The organism is Pseudomonas sp. PDM15 (genome assembly GCF_014851565.1).
Lineage (GTDB): Bacteria > Pseudomonadota > Gammaproteobacteria > Pseudomonadales > Pseudomonadaceae > Aquipseudomonas.
Genome location: NZ_JACVAA010000003.1, coordinates 106,359 through 124,045, shown reverse-complemented (window position 1 = coordinate 124,045; position 17,687 = coordinate 106,359). Strand labels below are relative to the sequence as shown.

At 63.2% G+C, this 17,687-nt stretch carries 20 protein-coding genes; 7 read left to right on the top strand and 13 right to left on the bottom strand.

The window, feature by feature from the left end:
- Window positions 1-43: 43 nt before the first annotated feature.
- Window positions 44-592: a GTP cyclohydrolase I FolE gene (gene folE, locus IB232_RS08555; protein WP_137973292.1), complete on the top strand. Its 549-nt coding sequence runs from the start codon at window positions 44-46 to the stop codon at window positions 590-592.
- A gap of 48 nt (window positions 593-640) precedes the next feature.
- On the opposite strand, the gene IB232_RS08550 is transcribed toward folE, so the two are convergent.
- Complete coding sequence (locus IB232_RS08550) at window positions 641-988, bottom strand: GFA family protein (RefSeq protein ID WP_192398092.1); 348 nt, start codon at window positions 986-988, stop codon at window positions 641-643.
- Window positions 989-1,156: 168 nt separating this feature from the next.
- Here IB232_RS08550 and IB232_RS08545 point away from each other — a divergent pair, with 168 nt between their 5' ends.
- Entirely contained in the window at window positions 1,157-1,528 is a 372-nt protein-coding gene (locus IB232_RS08545) for a glutaredoxin domain-containing protein (RefSeq protein ID WP_192398091.1), read from the top strand.
- Between the two features lie 42 nt (window positions 1,529-1,570).
- Here the strand turns inward: IB232_RS08545 and IB232_RS08540 are convergent, their stop codons facing one another.
- Window positions 1,571-2,173 carry a glutathione S-transferase family protein gene (locus IB232_RS08540; protein WP_192398090.1) on the bottom strand — a complete coding sequence of 201 codons (603 nt, stop codon included), beginning with the start codon at window positions 2,171-2,173 and terminating at the stop codon, window positions 1,571-1,573.
- A 2-nt stretch (window positions 2,174-2,175) separates the two neighbouring features.
- Window positions 2,176-3,354: a PLP-dependent aminotransferase family protein gene (locus IB232_RS08535; RefSeq protein ID WP_192398089.1), complete on the bottom strand. Its 1,179-nt coding sequence runs from the start codon at window positions 3,352-3,354 to the stop codon at window positions 2,176-2,178.
- 82 nt (window positions 3,355-3,436) lie between these two features.
- Between IB232_RS08535 and IB232_RS08530 the strand changes: the two genes are divergently transcribed.
- Complete coding sequence (locus tag IB232_RS08530; protein ID WP_137973297.1) at window positions 3,437-3,889, top strand: MarR family winged helix-turn-helix transcriptional regulator; 453 nt, start codon at window positions 3,437-3,439, stop codon at window positions 3,887-3,889.
- Here IB232_RS08530 and IB232_RS08525 read toward each other — a convergent pair whose 3' ends face one another.
- Window positions 3,890-4,513: a hypothetical protein gene (locus tag IB232_RS08525; protein ID WP_192398088.1), complete on the bottom strand. Its 624-nt coding sequence runs from the start codon at window positions 4,511-4,513 to the stop codon at window positions 3,890-3,892.
- Between the two features lie 136 nt (window positions 4,514-4,649).
- Here IB232_RS08525 and IB232_RS08520 point away from each other — a divergent pair, with 136 nt between their 5' ends.
- Together IB232_RS08520 and IB232_RS08515 are read left to right on the top strand one after the other, a co-directional pair.
- Window positions 4,650-5,264, top strand: a complete 615-nt coding sequence (locus IB232_RS08520; RefSeq protein WP_192398087.1) for a LysE family translocator — start codon at window positions 4,650-4,652, stop codon at window positions 5,262-5,264.
- On the top strand, window positions 5,264-6,466 hold the full coding sequence (locus IB232_RS08515; protein WP_192398086.1) for a benzoate/H(+) symporter BenE family transporter: 1,203 nt from the start codon (window positions 5,264-5,266) through the stop codon (window positions 6,464-6,466). Before IB232_RS08520 ends, IB232_RS08515 begins: the two co-directional genes overlap by 1 nt.
- A gap of 144 nt (window positions 6,467-6,610) precedes the next feature.
- Here the strand turns inward: IB232_RS08515 and IB232_RS08510 are convergent, their stop codons facing one another.
- The 4 genes from IB232_RS08510 to IB232_RS08495 form a co-directional block, all read right to left on the bottom strand.
- Window positions 6,611-7,507 (bottom strand): bile acid:sodium symporter family protein, encoded by an 897-nt coding sequence (locus IB232_RS08510; RefSeq protein WP_192398085.1) that lies wholly within the window; start codon window positions 7,505-7,507, stop codon window positions 6,611-6,613.
- 134 nt (window positions 7,508-7,641) lie between these two features.
- Window positions 7,642-8,403: an SDR family oxidoreductase gene (locus IB232_RS08505; RefSeq protein WP_192398084.1), complete on the bottom strand. Its 762-nt coding sequence runs from the start codon at window positions 8,401-8,403 to the stop codon at window positions 7,642-7,644.
- A 147-nt stretch (window positions 8,404-8,550) separates the two neighbouring features.
- Window positions 8,551-9,246, bottom strand: coding sequence for an orotidine-5'-phosphate decarboxylase (pyrF, locus tag IB232_RS08500; protein WP_192398083.1), 696 nt, complete (start codon window positions 9,244-9,246; stop codon window positions 8,551-8,553).
- 56 nt (window positions 9,247-9,302) lie between these two features.
- On the bottom strand, window positions 9,303-10,025 hold the full coding sequence (locus IB232_RS08495; protein ID WP_192398082.1) for a ZIP family metal transporter: 723 nt from the start codon (window positions 10,023-10,025) through the stop codon (window positions 9,303-9,305).
- A gap of 86 nt (window positions 10,026-10,111) precedes the next feature.
- Here IB232_RS08495 and IB232_RS08490 point away from each other — a divergent pair, with 86 nt between their 5' ends.
- Complete coding sequence (locus tag IB232_RS08490) at window positions 10,112-10,552, top strand: thioesterase family protein (protein WP_192398081.1); 441 nt, start codon at window positions 10,112-10,114, stop codon at window positions 10,550-10,552.
- Between the two features lie 177 nt (window positions 10,553-10,729).
- Here the strand turns inward: IB232_RS08490 and IB232_RS08485 are convergent, their stop codons facing one another.
- The 5 genes from IB232_RS08485 to IB232_RS08465 form a co-directional block, all read right to left on the bottom strand.
- Window positions 10,730-11,326, bottom strand: a complete 597-nt coding sequence (locus tag IB232_RS08485; protein ID WP_192398080.1) for a hypothetical protein — start codon at window positions 11,324-11,326, stop codon at window positions 10,730-10,732.
- Window positions 11,323-11,718: a GtrA family protein gene (locus tag IB232_RS08480; RefSeq protein WP_192398079.1), complete on the bottom strand. Its 396-nt coding sequence runs from the start codon at window positions 11,716-11,718 to the stop codon at window positions 11,323-11,325. Before IB232_RS08480 ends, IB232_RS08485 begins: the two co-directional genes overlap by 4 nt.
- Window positions 11,715-12,686 (bottom strand): glycosyltransferase, encoded by a 972-nt coding sequence (locus IB232_RS08475; RefSeq protein WP_192398078.1) that lies wholly within the window; start codon window positions 12,684-12,686, stop codon window positions 11,715-11,717. The genes IB232_RS08480 and IB232_RS08475 overlap by 4 nt, the downstream gene beginning before the upstream one ends.
- A gap of 64 nt (window positions 12,687-12,750) precedes the next feature.
- Window positions 12,751-13,665 carry a UbiA family prenyltransferase gene (locus IB232_RS08470; protein ID WP_192398077.1) on the bottom strand — a complete coding sequence of 305 codons (915 nt, stop codon included), beginning with the start codon at window positions 13,663-13,665 and terminating at the stop codon, window positions 12,751-12,753.
- On the bottom strand, window positions 13,662-16,325 hold the full coding sequence (locus tag IB232_RS08465; RefSeq protein ID WP_192398076.1) for a hypothetical protein: 2,664 nt from the start codon (window positions 16,323-16,325) through the stop codon (window positions 13,662-13,664). Before IB232_RS08465 ends, IB232_RS08470 begins: the two co-directional genes overlap by 4 nt.
- A gap of 324 nt (window positions 16,326-16,649) precedes the next feature.
- On the opposite strand from IB232_RS08465, the gene IB232_RS08460 reads away from it, so the two are divergent.
- On the top strand, window positions 16,650-17,630 hold the full coding sequence (locus IB232_RS08460) for a sulfotransferase family 2 domain-containing protein (protein WP_192398075.1): 981 nt from the start codon (window positions 16,650-16,652) through the stop codon (window positions 17,628-17,630).
- The last annotated feature ends 57 nt before the right edge of the window (window positions 17,631-17,687 follow it).

The following is a 17,687-nucleotide window of genomic DNA, read 5'->3' as shown; positions in this document are numbered from 1 at the left end:
CCCTACCCTGCGCCCCTGAGCATTACCACCCACAGGAAGACCCATGTCCCTGGAACAGCACTACACCGCGATTCTCGGCCAACTCGGCGAGGACGTATCCCGTGAAGGCCTGCTCGACACCCCGAAGCGCGCCGCCAAAGCCATGCAGTACCTCTGCCGTGGCTATGAGCAGACCCTCGAGGAAGTCACCAACGGCGCCCTGTTCAGCTCCGACAACAGCGAAATGGTGCTGGTGAAGAACATCGAGCTGTATTCGCTGTGCGAACACCACCTGCTGCCCTTCATCGGCAAGGCCCACGTGGCCTACATCCCCAGCGGCAAGGTGCTGGGCCTGTCCAAGGTGGCGCGCATCGTCGACATGTACGCCCGCCGCCTGCAGATCCAGGAAAATCTCAGCCGGCAGATCGCCGAGGCCATCCAGCAGGTCACCGGCGCCCTGGGCGTTGCCGTGGTGATCGAGGCGCAGCACATGTGCATGATGATGCGCGGCGTGGAGAAGCAGAACTCCTCCATGGTCACCTCGGTGATGCTCGGCGAGTTCCGCGAGAACGCCGCCACCCGCAGCGAGTTCCTCAGCCTGATCAAGAGCTGAGCGACGTCGCAGTGAACGAAGCCGGCCTTGCGCCGGCTTTTTCATGCATCAGTGATCACGCCCATTCCACGGCACGATCTTGAACGGCGACAGATCGACATCGTCCAGGCAGCGCGCATTGACCGCCGCCATCAGACGCCCATCCGGTCCCGGCGCCTCGCTGAACGGCGAGCAGCCGCAAACATCGCAGAAGTGATGGGCGATCTTGCGCGTGTTGAAGCGATAGGTCGGCAGCTCGCCCTGCGGCGACTTCAGCTGCAGTTGGTCGCGACCAACGAACCACAGCAGCCCGCCACGCTTGCTGCACAGCGAGCAGTTGCACTCGGTCAGGCTGTCGATCTCGCCGCTCACGCTGAAACTGATCTTGCCGCAGTGGCAACTCCCCTGGTGACTCATGGCTGGCACTCCCGTGCGATTTGGACAGGACTGCAAGCTAGTTCGCCGCCACCCCGCTCGCCAGCACTAGCGGAGAAAAACACCGGCGAAGCGATATCCGGCGCTGCCAAGGCCGAGCAACTCGGGTACCCTGCCGCCCCTTTTATCCACTACCAGGAATGACCGGCGATGCTTATCAAGGCACTGCGGATCGGCCTCGGCCAGATCATCATCTTTCTCGACTTCATCACCCGCCCGCGCAAGCTCAAGCGCAGCCCGCAGGAACAGGCCCAGGTCGAGAACGCAGCCGCCGGCCTGGCGCTGTACCAGTTCCACGCCTGCCCGTTCTGCGTGAAAACCCGCCGCACCCTGCACCGACTGAACGTGCCGGTGGTGCTGCGCGACGCGAAGAACGACGCGGTGCGCCGTCAGGAGCTGCTGGAACAGGGTGGCAAGGTGCAGGTGCCCTGCCTGCGTATCGAGGAGTCGGGCGAAGTGCGCTGGCTGTATGAGTCCAAGGCCATCGGCGCCTACCTGAACGAACGCTTCGCCGCCCAGTGATGGCTCGGGACGGGCAGTTGCTGCCCACCCCTCACTCGCTCGTCAGCCGAACATGCTCACATGCTGCGGATGGCTGGCCACGCGATCGAGCCAAGCATTGATCGCCGGGTAGGCAGACAGGTCGAAGCCGCCCTCGTCCGCCACGTGGGTGTAGGCGTACAGGGCGATGTCGGCCAGGGTGTACTGCTCGCCCACCAGATACGGCGTGCGCTGCAGCTGTTGTTCCATCACCTTGAAGGCCTTGTGGCCGCGCACGTGGCACTCTTCGTACTCGGCGCGGCGCGCCTCCGGCAGGCCTTGGTAGAGCTGGATGAAGCGCGCCACCGCCACATAGGGCTCGTGGCTGTACTGCTCGAAGAACTGCCACTGCAGCATCTGCGTGCGCAGGCGCGGCTCCGTGGGGATGAACGCGCTACCATCGGCCAGGAAGTTGAGGATGGCGTTGGACTCCCAGAGGAAGGTGCCATCCTCCAGTTCCAGTACCGGAATCTTGCCGTTGGGATTCTTGGACAGGAATTCCGCGGTCTGGGTCTCGCCCTTGAGGATGTCGATCGGCAGCCACTGATACTGGTGGCCGAGCAGATTGAGCATCAGCTTGACCTTGTAGCAGTTGCCGGAACGGTAATCGCCATAGACCTTGAGCATGACTACTGACCTCCCTGAGCTTCGAGAGCGCCTTGCGCTTCGCGGACAACGGTCGCCAGACGGCGCAGGCCTTCGCCCAGCTTTTCCGGCGGTACATGGCTGAAGTTGAGTCGCAGATGGCCGGGGTTGGCGTCCGGCTCGGTGAAGAATGGCTCGCCCGGCATGAACGCCACGTTCTGCGCCATTGCCGGTTGCAGCAGCGTGCGGGTATCCAGCTTGTTGTTCAGGGTCAGCCAGAAGAACAGGCCACCCTGCGGCACCTGCCAGGTGGCCAGATCACCGAAATGCTCCTCCAGCGCCACCTGCATGGCGTCGCGGCGTACGCGGTAGAAATCGCGCAGCTCGGCCAGGTGGGACTGGTACTTGTCGGTACCGATCCACTGCAGCGCCTGCCACTGGCCGATGCGGTTGGTGTGCAGGTCGGCGGCCTGCTTCAGACGCAGCAGATGCGGGAACAGGTCCGGACTGGCGATCAGGAAACCGACGCGCAGGCCCGGCAGCAGGGTCTTGGACACTGTGCCGGTGTAGATCCAGCTGGTGCGCTGCAGGCGGCTGACGATGGGCGTGGCACTGCCGGCATCGAACACCAGCTCACGATAAGGCTCGTCTTCGATCAGGGTGACGTTGAACTCGTCGAGCAGCGCCGCCACGGCGTCGCGCTTGGCCTCGCTGTAGCGTACGGCGGACGGGTTCTGGAAAGTCGGAATCAGGTAGGCGAAGGCCGGCTTGTGCTGTTGCAGGCGCTCGCGCAGGGCCTCCAGTTCCGGGCCATCAGCTTCTTGCGGCACGGTGATGCAGTCGGCGCCGAACAGCTGGAAAGACTGCAGCGCGGCCAGGTAGGTCGGCGCCTCAACGAGAATTTCCGTACCCGGATCGATGAACAGCTTGCTGGCCAGGTCCAGGGTCTGCTGCGAGCCGCAGACGATCAACACCTGGCTGGCGTCGCACTTCACCCCCAGCTTGTTGGCCTCGGCGGCGATGGCCTCGCGCAGCGCCGGCTCGCCCTCGCTCATGCCGTACTGGCCGATGGAGGTCGGCATCTCGCTCCAGTCCACCTTCGGCAGCATCGGTTCGGCCGGCAGGCCACCGGCGAAGGACATCACTTCCGGACGTTGCGCCGCAGCGAGGATTTCACGAATCAGGGAGCTTTTCAGGCGGGCAACGCGTTCGGAGAAGGCCATGGGAGTCACCGGTAGCACAGGCAGGATAAATTGGGTCAAACTGTTTGACCGAAACTACGACGGCCAGGACGGATACGTCAATATGCTTGACCTGAAAAAGCCGAGTTCCCAGCAAGCCGCCATGGAAGCCTTCTTCTTCGGCTACCAGGCCTTCACCGCCAAGCCCGACGAGATGCTCGCGCGCCGCGGCCTGTCCCGCGTGCACCACCGCATCCTGTTCTTCATCGCCCGCCACCCCGGCCTGAGCGTGAAAGAGCTGCTCGGCTACCTGGGCGTGACCAAGCAGGCGCTGAACACGCCGCTGCGGCAGCTGCAGGAAATGTCGATGGTGGAGAGCGTGGCCGCAAGCGACGACAAGCGCAAACGCCAGCTCGGCCTTACCGTCGAGGGCGCCAAGCTGGAGCAGGCGCTGCGCCACGAGCAGTCGCGGCTGCTGGCGAAGGTATTCAAGGAAGCCGGCGAGCCGGCCGTGCAGGCCTGGCTGGCGATCAACCAGGCCCTGGGCAAGGCTCGCCAGGCGGGCGGCGAGGACTGATCAGGCCGCCTGGCTGCCTTCGAGCTCCTTGGCGCCCTGGAAGAACACCAGCGCCGAAACGACCATGGCTGCCAGCATCGGCAATATGCCGATCACCAGCAGAATCACCGAGGCCACCAGCACACCGCTGGCCACGTTGAGCCAGGCCAGAGTGCGCAACGAGGGATAAGCGTTCTCCACCTTGAGCAGCACGATACCCAGCCACAGGATGACCAGGCCGAGCACTGCCAGGCCGCCGAAGTAGATGAACGAGGGCACGCCGAACTCCGCCAGCGCGGGGTCACCCCAGTACAGCTGCGCCAGCTCCAGCGCCACACTGAGCACCACGCTCAGCCACACCGGCCAGTCCAGACCGCGCGCAGCGAAGCGCGCCACCAGGAAGGCCTTGAGGCGCAACACCAGGTAGGCGCCGAGCAGGGTCGCCGCCACGCTCAGCCAGTCCCCCAGCGTCACCAGGCTCTCGACGAAGGCCAGGCCGACCACCACCAGGGTGGCAACCAGATAGACCAGGTTGAGCCAACCGAGTACCCGCAGCTGGCCGGGGCTCCAGCCCGAAAGCTGCTGTGGCGCTTGGGCATCGACCAGCGCCACCTGCGGCGCCGCATAGGGATTGTTCGGGTCCATGGCAATTTCCTTAGTAATGGAACAGTCTCCTTCGCCCGAACAGCCATTCAAAACTGTACCGGCGATTGTCGGTGCCGCTGTATCGCGACGCCCGGGTGGGCTGCGCATAGGCTGCCAGCATCCACGGAGAACCGCCATGACCCCGGAACTGCTGATCGCCTTCGTCCTCTTCGCCTTCGTCACCTCGGTGACACCCGGCCCCAACAACATGATGCTGCTCGCCTCGGGGGTGAATTTCGGCGTGCGCCGCAGCGTGCCGCACATGCTCGGCATCAGCCTTGGCTTCATGGTGCTGGTGGCGGCCGTGGGCCTGGGTCTCGGCCAACTGTTCGAACAGTTTCCGCCGCTGTACGCCGCGCTGCGCTACGCCGGCGCTGCTTACCTGCTGTACCTGGCCTGGAAGATCGCCGGTTCCAGCGCGCCGGATGCGAGCGGCAAGGCCGCCGGCAAGCCGTTCACCTTCCTCCAGGCCGCCGCCTTCCAGTGTGTGAACCCCAAAGCCTGGATCATGGCCATCGGCGCCATCACCACCTACACCCCGCAGGACGGCTTCCTGCTCAACGTGCTGCTGATCGCCGCGCTGTTCGCCCTGGTCAATTGCCCCAGCGTGGGCCTGTGGACGGTCGCCGGCAGCCTGCTGCGCCGTTGGCTGGACAAGCCGCGCGTGCTGCGCGCCTTCAACATCGGCATGGCCCTGCTGCTGGTGGCCTCGCTCTACCCTATCCTGATCGACGTCAAGGGAACCTTCTGATGAGCAACGTCACGGAAGCCATGGATACCTCGCGTCGTCTGCGCCCCCTCGCCGACTCCGCGCCCTCGGCCGTGGTGGCCGGCTTCGTCTCGGCCCTCACCGGCTACACCAGCTCGCTGGTGCTGATGTTCCAGGCCGGCCAGGCCGCCGGGCTCAGCGCCGCGCAGATTTCCTCCTGGTTGTGGGCGCTGTCGATCGGCATGGCCATCTGCACCATCGCCCTGTCGCTGCGCTATCGCACGCCCGTCGTGGTGGCTTGGTCGACGCCGGGTGCCGCCCTGCTGATCACCAGCATGCCCGGCGTGAGCTATCCGGAGGCGGTCGGCGCCTTTGTGGTATGCGCCCTGCTGCTCAGCCTGGTCGGCCTGTCCGGCGCCTTCGAACGAGTCATGCGCTACCTGCCCGGCTCGCTGGCAGCGGCCTTGCTGGCCGGCATTCTGTTCCGCATCGGCAGCGAGATCTTCGTCGCCACGCAGACCAGCACCGCGCTGGTGCTGGCGATGTTCTTCACCTTCCTGCTCGGCAAGCGCCTGGCGCCCCGCTATGCAGTGCTCGCCGCGCTGCTGGTCGGCGCCGTGATGGCCGCGGCGCTGGGCATGCTGGATTTCAGCCACCTCAAGCTGGAAGTGGCGGTGCCGGTGTGGACCACGCCAAGCTTCTCCCTGGGCGCAGCCATCAGCATCGGCCTGCCGCTGTTCGTGGTGGCCATGGCCTCGCAGAACATCCCCGGCCTGGCCGTGCTGCGTGCCGACGGCTATGACGTGCCGCCCTCGCCGCTGATCGCCACCACCGGCATCGCCTCGCTGCTGCTGGCGCCGTTCGGCTCCCACGGCATCAACCTGGCCGCCATCAGCGCGGCCATCTGCACCGGTGCCGAAGCCCACGAGGACAAGCGCAAGCGCTACACGGCAGCGCTGTGGAACGGGGTGTTCTGCGGCATCGCCGGGATCTTCGCCGCCACCCTGGCCGCGCTGTTCACCACCCTGCCCAGTGCCCTGATCCTGTCCATCGCCGCGCTGGCCCTGCTCGGCTCCATCGGCAATGGCCTGGCCCAGGCGATGAACGCCCCGGCCGAGCGCGACGCCGCGCTGATCACCTTCATGATCACCGCTTCGGGCATGAGCCTGCTGGGTATCGGCTCGGCCTTCTGGGGCCTGGTCGGCGGCGCCGTCACCCTGCTGATCCTCAACTGGAAGAAGTAGTGTCTGCCCCGTGCGCCACAGAGCTGTAACGTAGGAGCGAGCTCTGCTCGCGAATTGGGTCCCCAAGCGCTTCGCGAGCAGAGCTCGCTCCTACAGAAACGACAACGCCGCGCAATCGCGCGGCGTTGTTACAACCTCACAGGCTCAGGCCGCCTGGACTTCCTCGGCCGCCAGCTCCTTGCCGTGGGCGAAGTTGACCCACCAGCCGAAGGCGGCGGCGGTGAAGAACATGATGAAGCTGTAGATCGCCGCCGGCACCGCCATGGTCGCGTTGTTCAGCAGCATCGGGCTCAGCGCCAGGGCGATGGCCAGGGTGCCGTTGTGGATGCCGATCTCCATGCCGATGGCCACTGCCTGCCGACGCGGCAGCTTCATCAGGCGCGGCACGCCATAACCGACGGCCAGGCTGATCAGGTTGAACAGCAGTGCGGCCATGCCCACCACCGGGGCGTAGTCCACCACCGTCTGCCAATCCTTGACGAAGGCCAGCACGATCACCAGCAGCAGGAACAGCGCGGAGATGATCTTCACCGGCTTCTCCATGGCGTTGGCGAAGCCCGGCGCCAGCTTGCGGATGACCATGCCGATGGCCACTGGGCCGAGGACGATGGCGAACACCTGCACCACCTTGGCGAACTGCAATGGAATGGCCTGGTCGCCTTCCATGAAGTAGGCCAGCGACAGGTTGACGATGAAGGGCATGGTCAGAATGGCCACCACCGAGTTCACCGCAGTCAGCGTCACGTTCAGCGCCACGTCACCGTGGGCCAGGTGGCTGTAGAGGTTGGCCGAGGTGCCGCCGGGGGAGGCGGCCAGCAGCATCAGACCGACAGCCAGGGCCGGCGCCAGGCCAAAACCCTTGGCGATCAGGAAGCACACCAGCGGCAACAGGAGCAGCTGGCAGCCGAGGCCGATCAGCACGGGTTTGGGGAATTTCACCACCCGGGCGAAGTCCGCCAGGGTCAGCGACAACCCCAGGCCGAGCATTATGATGCCCAGGGCAATGGGGAGGAAGGTGGTGGTCAAGGCACTTGCTGTCATTGTTATTGTTCTCCAGAACGAACTAGCCCTGCGATTCTTGACGAGCCGGCAGGCCTTGTAACTGGCTTTTTAAGCCAAAGGCCGGGGATGTCGTTACAGAATGCAAAAAGGGCGCCTCGCGGCGCCCTTTCTCATCAGATCGCGGTAGCCCCGCCATCCACGGCCAGTGAGTGGCCGGTGGTGAAGGCAGCCGCATCACTGCACAGGTAAAGCACCGCCGCGGCGATCTCCTCGACCTTGCCGATGCGCCCGACCGGGTGCATGCCGGCGACGAACTCGGCCTTCTTCGGGTCGGATTCGGCAGCACGGCGCCACATGTCGGTGTCGATCACCGCCGGGCACACCGCGTTGACGCGAATCTTCTTCTTGCCGTACTCGACGGCGGCGGACTTGGTCAGGCCGATCACCGCGTGCTTGGAGGCGGCGTAGATGCTCATCTTCGGCGCGGCGCCGAGGCCAGCGACCGAGGCAGTGTTGACGATGGCGCCGCCACCCTGGGCCAGCAGCAGCGGCAGCTGGTGCTTCATGCACAGCCACACGCCCTTGACGTTGACGCCCATGATGGCGTCGAACTCGGCCTCGTCGCCGTCGGCCAGCTTGCCCTTCTCGATCTCGATGCCGGCGTTGTTGAAGGCGTAGTCGAGGCGACCGAAACTGGCGATCACCTGCTCCATCAGCGCCTTGACCTCGGCATCGCGGGTCACGTCGCAACGCACGAACACCGCTTCGCCGCCGGCATCGCGAATCAGCTGCACGGTGCCTTCGCCGCCGCTCACGTCGACGTCGGACACCACCACCTGCAGGCCCTCGGCCGCGAAGGCCTGGGCGGTGGCGCGGCCGATGCCGGCGGCACCGCCAGTCACCAGGGCTACTTTGCCGGAGAAGGTCATACTCATTTCTACATCCTCGCAGGAGTTGAAGTGAGCGCAGTCTAGCCAGCGCCGACGACGGCGAGCAGCACTATCAGGGGGCGATGTGCAGGATCATCCAAAGGAATGATGAAGGGCTCATACCTTCTATCACTCCTCTGGATGCAAAGCGGGTCAGCCCAGCTCGGCGACGATGTCCGCCAGGGCCTTACCAGGATTGGCGGCCTGGCTGATCGGTCGACCGATTACCAAGAAGTCGGAGCCGGCAGCCATGGCCTTGGCCGGAGTGAGGATGCGCTTCTGGTCGTCGGCAGCGCTGCCGGCCGGACGAATACCCGGAGTGACCAGCTGCAGGGACGGCTGGGCGATCTTCAGCGCCGGGGCTTCCTGGGCGGAGCACACCAGGCCATCCAGGCGCGCCTCGGCGGCCAAGGCGGCCAGGCGCAGCACCTGCTCCTGGGGGGCCACGTCCAGGCCGATGCCGGCCAGGTCCGATTGCTCCATGCTGGTCAGCACGGTCACGCCGATCAGCAGCGGCTTGGCGCCGGCCAGCTTGTCCAGCTCCTCGCGGCAGGCTGCCATCATGCGCAGGCCGCCGGAGCAGTGCACGTTGACCATCCATACGCCCATCTCGGCCGCGGCCTTGACCGCCATCGCCGTGGTGTTGGGGATGTCGTGGAATTTCAGGTCGAGGAACACCTCGAAACCCTTGGCCTGCAGGGCCTCGACCACCGCAGGGCCGCTGCGGGTGAACAGCTCCTTGCCGACCTTGACCCGGCACAGCTGCGGGTCCAGCCGCTCGGCCAGGGCCATGGCGGCGTCACGGGAGGGGAAGTCGAGGGCAACGATGATCGGGGTCTGGCAGGACATGGCGGGCTCGCAGGAATCGAAAACCGCGGCATTGTAGCGGAAGCCGCCCACCGCGGTCAGATCACCTTGTCCAGCGCCAGCGCGGTCATGAACCCGCTCAGGGTGATCAAACCGGTCAACGCGTGGGTCTCGGCGAAAGCCTCGGGAATCATGCTGTCCACCAGCATGCACAGCACGGCGCCGGCAGAGAAGCCGAGAACGAAGGCCAGCCAGGTATCCGGCAAGCCGGCGAACAACCCCGGCCCGGCCATGGCCGCCAGGCCCGAGAGCAGCACGATCGCGCCCCACAGGCCGAACACCCAGGCCCGGCTGCGCCCCTCGTCGCGCAGGCTGGCGGCGCTGGCCAGGCCTTCCGGCAGGTTGGAAAGAAAGATCGCCGCCAGCATCACCAGGCTGACCTGACCGCCGTCAAGCAGGCCCAGACCGAGGCCCAGCGATTCGGGAATGCCATCGAGAAAGGCGCCAGCGGCGATCAGCAGCCCCACCAGCGCGCCCTTCCCGCTACCCTGCAGACGCTCAAGCCAGCGGCTGGCAAGGACGAACACCACGCCTCCACAGAACATTCCACCCAGGGTCGCCAGATGCCCGCCCAGGCGCAGCGCATCGGGCAACTGTTCGAAGCAGATAGCGGCGATCAGCACGCCGCTGCCATAGGCCATGATCGACGCAACCACCTTGCGCGACAGCTTGCACAGCAAACCGATCGCCACGCCCAACAACAGGCTGCTGGCCGCCAGCCAGCCCCACAGGCCGGCCTGCAGGGTCATGTTCAACGCCATGGGCTCCCCTCATTCATGACGGCAATGATTTCGTTCCGCAGCGCCGAGGTTAGACTGTCGCCCCCATTTCCGACCAGGCAGCAGTCATGGCCCGTCTCCAGCTCAATTTCTCCCAGCAGCAGTTCTGCTACAGCACCCACATGACGGTACGCAGTACCGACATCAATGCCAGCAACCACCTGGGCAACGACGCCATGATCTCGATGATCTCGGAGGCCCGTGCGCGCTTCCTGTTCGACTTCGGCATCCGCGAGGCAGACCAGCAGCACGGCATCATCGTCACCGACCTGGCCACCATGTACCGCGCCGAATCGCACGCCCGTGACCAGTTGCTGTTCGAGGTCGGCGTGATGGACTTCAACCGCTACGGCGGCGACATCATCTTCCGCATCACCCGCCCCGCGGACGACACCCTGATCGCCCTGGCCAAGTCCGGCTTCGTGTTCTTCGACTACCAGCAGAACAAGGTGGTGCAGATGCCGGAAGAGTTTCGCGCGACGTTTCCGGATGTGAATTGGCTGGACTAGCGGATTCGGCAGCAGACATCCCGCCGGCGCCGCCTACTTGCAGTTCATTGCGCCAAGCTCCAGCTGGTTCCGCCCCAACAAGACCGGCGACTGCCAGCCACTACCTCAGAGCCTGCGCTCATACAGGAGACAAGCCCGTCGGGTTTCGGACTTGACCAATCATTCGCCCAGCTCGGCTCACCGACACAGGTAGTCGACAGCGGTGTTGCTGTGCCGGAATGGATCGACAAGATCGTCGCCATAGCTGTCGAGCAGGAGTCTCTGCTTGGATAACAGATGGGCACGGAAGAAGCGGCTGAAACTCGCCAGCCTGTCACCTATGGGCGTCAGATGAACACAACCGTTCTCGATGCGGATCGTGCCCGACTGAAGCTGCTCGGTTAGACGTACGTCGACCAACCGATGCTCCTTGAGATACTCCTGCGTGAAGACTTCGGCGAAGCGGCTCTGCTGAATACCACCTCCGCGCTGCTGCAGCTTCTCGAGAACGTAGAACGATAATGACCGATCGAGCACGGTAGGTACCGAGATGGCTAGCCCATAGGCTGTCAGCAGCCAGATGAGCACCATCTGCAGCTTCTCGAAGGAGCCGAAGATGGCGAATACATGCAAACGCCAGATGGCGAGACCGGCGATCACAACTGCAAGCACACCATCGAAGAGTGCGCTGTAGAAAACCACATCGACCCTGAAGAAGGCGGCATGGATCCAGTAGATCAGGCAAGTGAGCGACAGAAAAACCAGGGAAGCGGCGAGGAATCGTGCGTTCTTCATGCTGCCTTGAAAACCAATAGTCTATTACCGAGGTAGCTCAGCACGGCCTGCATCATCGCAGGGATGATAAGGCCGACGGTGTAGTCCAGATGCAGTTGATCGGTCCAGGCATAGAGCAAAAGCCCGTGCAGGCAAGCAATCGCAGCGTAGGATGTGAGAAAGCGCACGGACTGCTGCCCCAATGGCCCACCCACGCAGCGAAAAACGAAATAGCGGCTGCCGATGAAGGACGCTGCAATGCCGAACCACGCAGCCAAGAAATTGGCCAGGCCTGCCGAAGGCATCTCAAGCACCCGCAGATTGAAGCTAAAGACGGCGTAATGAACTGTGGTGGCGAACAGGCCGTTTATGACGAAACGACCAACCTCGGCGGAACGTGACTCTGTGCTCATTGGTCGCCGTCTTTGCGTGCCTGCGATAAGGCACTGTGTTCGATGCATTCGATAAACTGTGCATAGGTAATATGCGCAAGCGCCCCGGACTTGCTGACCCCGGTGAGCATGAGGCTGATCAGCGCCAGGGAGCCTGTCTGGAGGAACATCAGCGCCAGGATGCCAAGCGCTACCGAGAACCAGCCCGGGGTCGCGAATCCCGACACCTTGAGAACGACGGTCGCCAGACCTGCGACCAATGCCAGCATGGCGATCAGCGCCGAGGCGATTCCGACGCGCACCAGCACGTCTTCGGCAAAGACCATCACACCGCGAAAGCCGTGCAACACGAGCCCCACGAAATCCATCTTGCTCTGGCCGGCATAGCGCGGGCCGCGATTTAGTGCACAGGTACGAATCCGCAGGCGTGAACCCAGCACGCAGCTGGCGACGTGGATCCAGAGCTCCTGCATGGCAGCGAGCCGCTTCACGGCCGCCGGCTTGAGTGCCATGAAATTGCCAAAGCTGATCTGGCGCCCGGTCAGCACCTTGAACAGCCACTTGTAGAAGAAATAGAAAGCCTTGAAACGCAGCGTCTCGACGCGGGCCTTGCGCTGGGCGACGACCAGATCCACATCGGGCGAGTCCAGTGCATTGAGCAGCTCCGGAATAGATGCGGGCAGATCCTCTCCGTCAGAATCCATGACCACGACATGCGCGGTGCCCATGTGCTCCGCCACATAACTGATGCCGAGCGCGATGGCGCGCTGGTGGCCGACATTACGACGCAGCCGAATGACCGTACCGCAAAGTCCGGCAGCATCCAGCTTCGCAAGGTCGACCGGCTGTCGCACCGAACCGTCGTCCACTGCCACCACATATACCTGCTGGCCGAAAGCCGCAGACAGCTCTTCGAATAGGCGGGCAGAAGCCTCTGCGTCTTCGAAGACCGGAGTCACTACGACAAGCTTGGGGGGAGTGCGCTGCATGTGCTCATGGGGTGATGTAGAAGAACATGAAAGTGAAATCACAACGGGCCCAAAGGCCGAAAGGCTAACTCACCCAATCAAATAGAACCGACCCGACCAGCATGGCGCCGATGAGGGCGTAGAGCACTCTATAGCATTTCTGGTAGGTGAGAAGGCTGTCGACACTGAGGCCGGCGCGCACGGCTCGCCAGGACGCATACAGATGCACCGGATAGAGCACGACGGCAAACACGAGCAGGCGCGGCAGCTGGCCGGACACAGCAAGAGCGATCAGCAGCCCATAGGCCACAGTAAACAAGATCATACCCACGACGAAGCTGCTCATCCGACCGAAAGCGACCGCGTTGGTACGGATGCCATTGAGCCGGTCGCCTTCGTAGCCACGGGTCTCGTGCATGAGATGGCCGGCAGCGAAGATCAACCCGAAGAAGCAACCGGTGACGATGCTGCCTGCATCGATTGTGGAAAAGGTCGCGTAACCGAGCAGGAAATGCAGCGTGCCCCCCACGAGATGGAGACCGGAGCTCAGAACCGGGCGCCCCTTCATATGAATCATAGGCGCGGAATAGAGCGCGCTCAGCCCCAGGATGGCCAACGCCAAGGCAAACGAGGCCGCCCCCAGCAGCGCGAACAACAGCAGCGTCACGCCCAGCAGCGCCGCAGCAAGGAGTCCGACGGCGCTGCGGCTCACGCCCTGCGCGGCGAATGTTCGGGTAGCGCGGTGCGGGTCCCTGAGGTCGCCATCGATACCGGCCCAATCGTTTATTACGAACACGTGCCCCACCAGGCACAGGCTCCCCAAACCGAACACGACAGCCCTGATGCAGTCGGCGACAGTCAGGCTATCGAGTGCCAGGATCGCGCCTATCAGCGGAGTACCTTGCAACACCAAGACTTCGTCGAGGCGAATGGCGGACAGTAACCGCAACAACTGCCGCACCGACTGAAAGCGAAGATTGGTGGTGGCGATATTGCTCATAGCCCGACGCGGTCCTTCTCGGAGTCATGCGCGGCGCCGCCCACCGCTTTAGCCGCAGATCGTGCACGCTCGCTCTCGTAATAGAGTCTGAGCCAGAGCGCATAGCCAAACGACTCGGACCAATAGTACCGGCTCACGGAGGCGCTCAGATCGTTGTGGTAGAGCAGCGGAGGCTCACCCTTCAGCGCAGAGAAGTTGTTGGTGGCAAGCCTGTTCAGTAAGAGTTCTACGGCTTCAAGCTGGCCTGCGGCAGGCTCACCCCCTGTCTCGAAGTGCGCAAGATGGTTCAGAAGCTCGATCCAGATACCCTGGCCCGCGACTGCGGTCTGCAACCGCGCCGCCGGCAGCTGCAGCGGGCAACCCGCCTTGCTCACCCGATTCAGACGCAGCAGGACGACTGGTGGCGCAAGGCGATAGTAAACCCACAACGATTCATCGGCTGAGCGCTTCTGCAGTGCGGTGCACAGCGCACGGGCTGCGGGCGGGTCCTCCTGCACCAACAGCAGATAGACGTGCAATTGGATGCCAATATCGGGCGGGTTCGGATCCTTGCCCGGGTCGATGCACCTGAAATGCGCCCTTGGCGCCAGCCAGGTCTGATAGAGACCGTCCGGCGAGCGGTACTGCTTGAGCGTGGACAGTGCCTGCGCCAGCAATTCCGGGCGGGCACTCGGAGCGATTCGCCATGCGAGCGCCGTATCGTCGGAGTCTGGGGTGATAACGCAGCCCATCACACCCATCGTCGGCAGGTCCGGGCGACCGTGATAGCGCACGAGGCCATCGTCCTCGATCTGATTCATGAGGAACTGGCGCGCCCGCTCCAGCGGACCGGTGAAACCGCTCTGCTGCGCCACCGGCTCCATGGCCTCGATCAGGGCGGCGTTAGTAAATAGATTCAGCTCCTGCCCTTGCGGCACGAACCGTGTTGTCTTGGAGTACTCGCTGAGCCAGAAGCCGGCGCGATCCTGGCGCTCGACGAGAATCGCAGCCGCACGTCGTGCTGCTCCCGCGAGATTCGCATCGATGTTCTCGATGATGAATTCGCGAGCTCCCAACAGGCGATGCTGGCCGCCGGGATTGGCGCGCACGAGCGCTGTCACCACATGTTTTCCGGGTGCCAGAGCATCTACGGCAAATGTCATCTGCCAACCGCTGGGGGCAGGCTCACCGAGCGCACGCACAACGTCAGAGCGCTCGAAGAAGCTATCAGTGCCAGCGACCACGCGGCCATTCACCATCAGCGTGACATCCGAGGGCGTGCGGCCATCCATGAGCGACCATCCGGCGACAACCATACGCCTGCCGTCTCCCTCGTCGCGCACCTCGGCAAGATCGATACTCCCCCGCAGCATGCCGAAATCAGGGGCGGCTCGCCCGTGCCTCAGCTCAGCGACAAAAGGCAGGTTGTCGATATCCCAGACCAGTTGCTTCCATGTATCGCGGTTCACCACCGCCCCCTTGGCAGCCACCGCAGCCCCAAGGGCCTGGCCCGTATAGCAGAAGGCCCCTATCGCCTGGATAGCCACGGAGACAATGCATGCAAAGATGAACATCGCTCGGCCCGCTATGCGTAAGCGCTCGAAGACTGGCACCAGCATCCATACCAGGATCGGCAGCGACTCGGTGAGATAGCGAGGCCCCCAACTCTGGCCCTGCACCCAATGCGTCGCGCCATAGAAGAGCACCTGCAACAGTAGAGCGCCGCCAATCACCAGAATGAAGCTGCGCGAATTCCGGTCGCGCAGCAGCGAAGCCAGGAAGAGCGGCACGAACAGCAGGAATGGCGAGAAGACGAAAAGGCCGTAGACCGGGCTGAACAGCATCACACCGGCGCCGAAGAGTGCGTCGTCACCGAACTGCGCGACTCTGCTGTCCAGCGTCGGCATCAAACCATAGCCACCGAAGATGTGCCCCACCACGAAGAGGTTGTAGGCCAGTAAGAGCCCGACCGGCACTAAGGCCGAAACAAGAAATAGCGGGAAACGGCTCCCCGCCCAGCGGATTGCATAGAGCGCGAAGCCGGCCGCGAGGATTGCGTCTGGCTGTCGATTACAGGCTAGTAGCGCGCAGAAGAGGCCAGCCCAAAGCGCACGAAGCAGCGTGCAAGGCCCGGTAAGCAGGTAAAGCAGCGCGACAACCAGCAGTCCGCCGAGCCCGTGCAACCACAAGGCCTGACTGCTGATAACCCATGTCGTGGTGCCCAACGCATATGCGACGGTGAGCAGCGCCGCGACAGCCGGCGGGCCACGCCGACGCAACAGCAGGTAAAGCAGCATCGCCGAGAGCGTTGCCAAGAGCGAGGCACAGAACTTCTCCATGATCCGCGCGACATGATCAACTCGCTGTGGGTCCCAGCCCTTGACGTCGAGACAGGCCACCGCCGGCAGGTATAGTGGCGCAATCACTACGGGAGTCACGACGGGATAGAGCGAGACGATGCTGCCTTCAGGGCTCTTGATCACCCAGAATGCGGCGCTCGACTGGCCCTGCCCGGTGGGAACCGGTCGGCCTTGTGCGACCAGCGGTGCGATGGGGTCAAGCGTCAGACTGTGGTGCTTCCAGATTGAAAGCGGAAGGTAACGCGCTGGATAGGTATCGCCACCACCGATGGATCTCAGATTGGCGTTGTAGATCAGGAAAAAGGCGAGCCCAAGCAGCAAGCAGATCGCCAGATCCCGGCGCCGTGAACCATGGAAGGTTTTCGATGTAGCCACCTCCACTAGAGGCCCTCTCCCCTCCCCAACTGCCTGCATACGGCTCCAACGCTTTCTAGAATGGGTAAGCTACCGTTGCACCTCATAGGTCGACGGAGCATGGATAAACTCGGATCCGGCGCGACTCGACACAGAAAACTGCGTGCGCCGTCATTCATGCGCGGCGAGTATAACTGTGATACTGCAAACGAGTCTTGAGCCTCGCCGCCTGGACCGAGGCAGACCCCATAACGAATATATTGAGGCGTGTTGAGTGAGAGGCCTGACCGGGTGATTTCGCGTGAAGATGTGATTGCTGGATATTCGATGATTCTCGGGCGCCAACCCGAGAGCGAGAGCGTCATCGAGCATCACCGTCAACATGAAAGCCTTTCCGTGTTCAGGAAGGCTCTGCTGGAATCCGCAGAGTTCACTGCCCTATATCCGCACACGGCAGCCGATACGTCAGGTATTCCATTTCCGAGATGGGAGGATCTGAGCGCCCCTCGCCTGGTTTTCGTGCATAGCCCGAAGACCGGGGGAACGACTTTCCATGATCTTTTAGCCAACCTGTATGCCGAAGGCAGGGTCTGCCCGGAGAGATTCAATGGCCTCAAGAATCATCCGGCAGGAATGCTCGCCCACTATCGCCTTTTCTCCGGCCATTACGATCTGGTTTCCTGCCAGCTCATACCAGGTGAAAAACAGATAGTGACCTTCCTGCGCGAGCCCGTGTCGCGCCTCATCTCGCTATACAACTTTCTGAAAGCACATCGCCCGGATGTGGTCGAACGCAATGAGTGGACACTTGCAAGGCTCGCATCCGACCTCGGCGCTGCAGATTTTTTCCAGCATCCCCTCGTGATGAACCATCCCTACATCAGGGATGGAATGACCCGCACACTGGTTGATTCGCTACCCATGGAGGCATGGCCAACCATTGCCGAGCGGAGACCTGCGCGCGACATGTCTGGTGCTGGGAGGGAGGCCCTCGAACGACTTTCCGGCTTGGCAGCCTTTGGTGTCATGGAACGGTACGAGGAATCGGTCGGGCTAATCTTCGCTTGCCTCGGCATCCCTGTGCCTCGCTCGATAAGCCGCAAGATGGTCCTGTCCGACTTGATCGAATGCGAAGGCAACTACCGCCCTATAGAAGCGGTGAGGGTGACGCCTGATCTGAGATCGCTCATTGAGCAACTGGTGCCGGCTGACCTTGAGCTGTACGTAGGAGCTCTCGAACTATTCGAACAACGCCTGGGAACTGCGAAGTAGGCAGTCAGCTCAATCACCTGGGTGTTGACTGAAGTTCGGTCTCCGCTCGAGCTAAGC

Bases quoted from the DNA above. Each gene is read 5' to 3' on its own strand.
- folE (WP_137973292.1), top strand. From the start codon at position 44: ATGTCCCTGGAACAGCACTACACCGCGATTCTCGGCCAACTCGGCGAG.
- IB232_RS08550 (WP_192398092.1), bottom strand. From the start codon at position 988: ATGAGTCACCAGGGGAGTTGCCACTGCGGCAAGATCAGTTTCAGCGTG.
- IB232_RS08545 (WP_192398091.1), top strand. From the start codon at position 1,157: ATGCTTATCAAGGCACTGCGGATCGGCCTCGGCCAGATCATCATCTTT.
- IB232_RS08540 (WP_192398090.1), bottom strand. From the start codon at position 2,173: ATGCTCAAGGTCTATGGCGATTACCGTTCCGGCAACTGCTACAAGGTC.
- IB232_RS08535 (WP_192398089.1), bottom strand. From the start codon at position 3,354: ATGGCCTTCTCCGAACGCGTTGCCCGCCTGAAAAGCTCCCTGATTCGT.
- IB232_RS08530 (WP_137973297.1), top strand. From the start codon at position 3,437: ATGCTTGACCTGAAAAAGCCGAGTTCCCAGCAAGCCGCCATGGAAGCC.
- IB232_RS08525 (WP_192398088.1), bottom strand. From the start codon at position 4,513: ATGGACCCGAACAATCCCTATGCGGCGCCGCAGGTGGCGCTGGTCGAT.
- IB232_RS08520 (WP_192398087.1), top strand. From the start codon at position 4,650: ATGACCCCGGAACTGCTGATCGCCTTCGTCCTCTTCGCCTTCGTCACC.
- IB232_RS08515 (WP_192398086.1), top strand. From the start codon at position 5,264: ATGAGCAACGTCACGGAAGCCATGGATACCTCGCGTCGTCTGCGCCCC.
- IB232_RS08510 (WP_192398085.1), bottom strand. From the start codon at position 7,507: ATGACAGCAAGTGCCTTGACCACCACCTTCCTCCCCATTGCCCTGGGC.
- IB232_RS08505 (WP_192398084.1), bottom strand. From the start codon at position 8,403: ATGAGTATGACCTTCTCCGGCAAAGTAGCCCTGGTGACTGGCGGTGCC.
- pyrF (WP_192398083.1), bottom strand. From the start codon at position 9,246: ATGTCCTGCCAGACCCCGATCATCGTTGCCCTCGACTTCCCCTCCCGT.
- IB232_RS08495 (WP_192398082.1), bottom strand. From the start codon at position 10,025: ATGGCGTTGAACATGACCCTGCAGGCCGGCCTGTGGGGCTGGCTGGCG.
- IB232_RS08490 (WP_192398081.1), top strand. From the start codon at position 10,112: ATGGCCCGTCTCCAGCTCAATTTCTCCCAGCAGCAGTTCTGCTACAGC.
- IB232_RS08485 (WP_192398080.1), bottom strand. From the start codon at position 11,326: ATGAAGAACGCACGATTCCTCGCCGCTTCCCTGGTTTTTCTGTCGCTC.
- IB232_RS08480 (WP_192398079.1), bottom strand. From the start codon at position 11,718: ATGAGCACAGAGTCACGTTCCGCCGAGGTTGGTCGTTTCGTCATAAAC.
- IB232_RS08475 (WP_192398078.1), bottom strand. From the start codon at position 12,686: ATGCAGCGCACTCCCCCCAAGCTTGTCGTAGTGACTCCGGTCTTCGAA.
- IB232_RS08470 (WP_192398077.1), bottom strand. From the start codon at position 13,665: ATGAGCAATATCGCCACCACCAATCTTCGCTTTCAGTCGGTGCGGCAG.